General features: G+C 33.8%; 2 protein-coding genes and 2 pseudogenes. 3 read left to right on the top strand and 1 reads right to left on the bottom strand.

The window, feature by feature from the left end:
• Positions 1–169: 169 nt before the first annotated feature.
• The gene (locus tag BAQ49_RS02940; RefSeq protein ID WP_071744123.1) at positions 170–730 is read right to left on the bottom strand and encodes a recombinase family protein; all 561 of its coding nucleotides are present in this window, start codon (positions 728–730) and stop codon (positions 170–172) included.
• A gap of 171 nt (positions 731–901) precedes the next feature.
• On the opposite strand from BAQ49_RS02940, the pseudogene BAQ49_RS02935 reads away from it, so the two are divergent.
• The 3 genes and pseudogenes from BAQ49_RS02935 to BAQ49_RS02930 all read left to right on the top strand — a co-directional run.
• A pseudogene (locus BAQ49_RS02935) lies at positions 902–1,609 on the top strand (IS6 family transposase).
• Between the two features lie 278 nt (positions 1,610–1,887).
• A pseudogene (locus BAQ49_RS33390) lies at positions 1,888–2,046 on the top strand (IS6 family transposase); the annotation flags it as partial.
• Positions 2,047–2,182: 136 nt separating this feature from the next.
• Positions 2,183–3,920 (top strand): polysaccharide deacetylase family protein (locus tag BAQ49_RS02930; protein ID WP_165616024.1); only part of this gene is annotated, 1,738 nt, incomplete at its 3' end.

Below are 3,920 nucleotides of genomic sequence, written 5' to 3'. Positions count from 1 at the left end.
CGTTGATATTATTATTAAAATAAGCTCTTCGGAGCTTATTTTTTTTATATAAAAATTGAATATTAATATTCTATTATTGAGTTTTATCCTCTGTTCATAAAGGGGTACGGAAACGATTCTGGGTATGAGGGGCCACTCTGGAATTTAATTACAAATATAAAAAAGAACTTTATTCAAGTTCTTTTAATCTACGATATAGAGCGGCCTGACTCACTCCTGTAATCTGACATATTTCCTTTACTGTTTTATTGGTATGTTTTCGTAATTCAATTGCATGGTTCATGCCAGGATGTTTATCTGTGTATTTCTTCACTCTTCCTCTATATACTCCTTTTTGTTTTGCTAGCTTTATTCCCGCATGTTGTTTTTCTTTAATCATTTCACGATCTAATTCACTAAAGGCAGCCATGACAGTTAAGAAGAACTTGCCCGTTGGAGTTCTTGTATCAATTCCTAAATTTAAAATTGCAAAGTGAACATCCTTTTCCCGAAGTTGTTCTACTAACTGTAATAGCTGAATGGTATTTCGACCTAAACGATCCATTCTAGTTACGACCAAAGTATCCCCGATAATTAGTTTTGACAGTATAGTGTCTAACTCTGGCCTTTGTTTTGTTACTCCACTTATTTTCTCTTTAATAATTTCATCTACTCCATATTTCATGAGCTGTTCAATCTGTGTATCTAGATTTTGATCTTGTGCACTTACACGAGCGTATCCATAGACCATTTTTCTCCTCATTTCAAACATAATTTTGATAAGTGTTATTGAGAGTCTCTGGGACTAATAATATCAAGGAAAGGATTTCTGGTTCTGGTGCAAAAACTTCAAAATATCTAAAAAAGGTCTTTCAGACTTGGACATACTGATACTGGTACTCTAAAAAAGGATGTGATTGGTATGGAAAAGCAAAATCTATTCAAGTGGAAACATTATCAACCGGATATTATTTTATTAACCGTGAGATGGTACCTACGGTACAACCTCAGTTTTCGTGATTTAGTCGAAATGATGGAAGAACGCGGGCTACCCCTGGCCCATACAACTATCATGCGATGGGTTCATCAATATGGTCCCGAATTAGATAAGCGAGTACGACGTCATCTTAAGTCAACCAATGATTCTTGGCGAGTCGATGAGACGTATGTGAAAGTCCAAGATCAATGGATGTACCTATATCGTGCTGTTGATTCAAAAGGAAATACAATTGATTTTCATTTAAGCAAAACAAGAGATCATAGGGCTGCAAAGCGTTTTTTCAAGAAAGCTTTGCAGTCTTTTCATGTTTCAAAGCCCCGTGTGATTACAGTGGACAAAAACCCGGCCTATCCTATAGCGATTGAAGAGTTGAAGACAGAGAAAAAGATGCCTGTAGGCATCCAAATAAGGCAGGTAAAATACCTGAATAACATTGTAGAGCAAGATCATCGTTTTATTAAAAAGAGAGTTCGTTCAATGTTAGGATTGAAATCTTTTCGTACAGCTAAATCTATTCTTTCAGGAATAGAAGCGATGCATATCATTAAAAAAGGCTAACTTATTTTACGGGACAAGTCTGTCCAAAATGAAGTGAAGTTTATTCATCAACTATTCGGAATGGCTGCATAAGAATAGATTCCATTAGGAATCTATATACCTCTTTCAAATAAATGCAATCTTTGCACCAGAACCAGTTTTTGCACCAGAACCGAATATTGATATGTGAGGGTTTCACTGCCCGCGAATAGCGAGATAAAATGAATGAAAATATTTTTATATGTGAATATATGAAAAAATGATGAAATTGTCAGCTTTTTATTTTTGAAAAAAATAGTTTATCTATTTTTATAAAAAAATATTTTTTTGACCCCCATAAAATTTTTATTTCCTCCGAATATGTATAGTGAAGAAAGCAATTAGAATTGAAATCATTTCGTACAGAAACCTTGATTTTGAGAGGCATAGAAGCCATGCATATGATGAAAAAAGGGCAACTTCACCAAAGGGCGAAATCTGCCAAAAATGAGGTTGAAGTTATTCATAAGATATTTGGATTAGTCGTTTGATCTCAAAGTTAACAGGAAATTACTGTTCTATATTCTTATTAAGCTATTTTCGCACCAAAACCCTAGAAGGTCTATCTATTAAAATAGCTTGCGTTTGTACTTAGAATAAAAAGAAAAGGAGTATGTAAAAAAAATAATGGAGAAAAAAATTCAACAAGAGAAAGATAACTCAAAACCCGTTTTTTATGATCCTAAAGGAAGAAGAAAAATAGCTTTCAGTTGGTTTCTATGTATCTCAATAGTTATTATAAGTATTGTATTTTATTTTTTCTTCCAAAGTATTTTTTCGACACCAGAAATTCCAAATATGAATCCTGCTGTAAAACAAGATACTAAACTTGTACCTATTAATCAAGAACTCAGCGACGAGCAGTTAAAGAAAGAAGAATTTAAACCTAATACCGAAATGAAAAACGATGAAAATTCGGTGAATGCAACGAACGATAGCAAACAATCTAAAGAAGTGTATGGTTTTTATGTAAACTGGGATGAAAATAGTACTGCTTCTTTAAAAGAAAATATTGGTTCCTTAACCACGTTAGTACCAGAATGGTATCACTTAAAAGCAGACTTAACAGTTAGTAGTGAGATAAAACCTGAGATTGTGAAGTTAGCCAAAGAAAATCATGTGAAAATTATGCCTTTACTTACTAACTATACAGAGGAAGCTTCTGGTCCTGATAGTGAACTTATTCATAAGTTACTGAATTCTCCAGATCATGTAAAGACAAAGTTTATTAACGATTTAGTAAAGCAAGTTGAAAAGAATCAATTTTCAGGTATTAATATTGACTTTGAGGCAATACCTGAAAGCGATAGAGAAAACTTAACCAATTTCATGAAAGAACTTACTACGGTCTTTCATGAACATCATTTGCTCGTTACGCAAGATGTCCCTGCTAATGATAAGAGCTTTGATTATGGTGCATTAGCCAAAGTAATAGATCGTATGATTGTAATGATGTATGACGAGCACTATGGAGCAGGGGTACCAGGACCAGTTGCTTCAAATAAATGGTTTGAACATACGCTCAATGAACTAGACATTCCGTCTGAGAAACTTATAGTTGCTTTCGGTAACTATGGATATGATTGGGAAGTAAATAGTAAAGAACCTGCGAAGTCTGTAACTTTCTCAGAAGTTATGACAATGGCTCAGGATTCAAATATAAAAATTCAATGGGATAACATTAGTGGAAATCCTTATTTTCGATATAAAATAGGAGAGAAAGAACATACCGCTTGGTTCTTAGATGGTGTTACTCTTTATAATCAAGTAAAAATCGCAATGAACAACAATGCGAAGGGATTTGCGTTATGGAGACTAGGAGCAGAAGATCCTACTATATGGAAAGCTTTAAAAGATCCTATTGAGGTACAAAATAATCCTGATGCATTACATAAAATCGCTAGTTTAGATGAAGTGAATTATTCTGGACAAGGCGAAATTTTACAGATTGAGAATGAAAGACAAAATGGATTGAGAGATTTTAAGATAGACAAAAATGGTTATCTTACAGATGAAGTGTATCAATCACTACCATCTGCATACGAAGTGCAACGATATGGAAAACCAAAAGGCAAACAAGTAGTATTAACATTTGATGATGGACCGGATCCTAAATATACGCCGGAAATTCTAGATATATTAAAAGAGTATAAAATAAAAGCTGCCTTTTTTGTACTTGGTGAAAATGCACAACTAAACCCTAGTATTGTTAAAAGAATATACGATGAAGGGCATGAAATTGGCAATCATACCTTCAAGCATCCTAACGTCGCTGATACGTCTTTACTACGTACAAAAATAGAACTTAATACAACTCAGCGCTTAATTCAGGAAATAACTGGACATTCTACGGTTTTATTTAGGT

The sequence above is a fragment of the Bacillus proteolyticus genome, from assembly GCF_001884065.1.
Classification (GTDB): Bacteria; Bacillota; Bacilli; order Bacillales; family Bacillaceae_G; genus Bacillus_A; species Bacillus_A proteolyticus.
This window is presented reverse-complemented; position numbering and strand designations above follow the sequence as displayed.

What these genes read in the sequence shown, in the direction of transcription:
- BAQ49_RS02940 (WP_071744123.1), bottom strand. Translation starts at nt 730, where the DNA reads ATGGTCTATGGATACGCTCGTGTAAGTGCACAAGATCAAAATCTAGAT.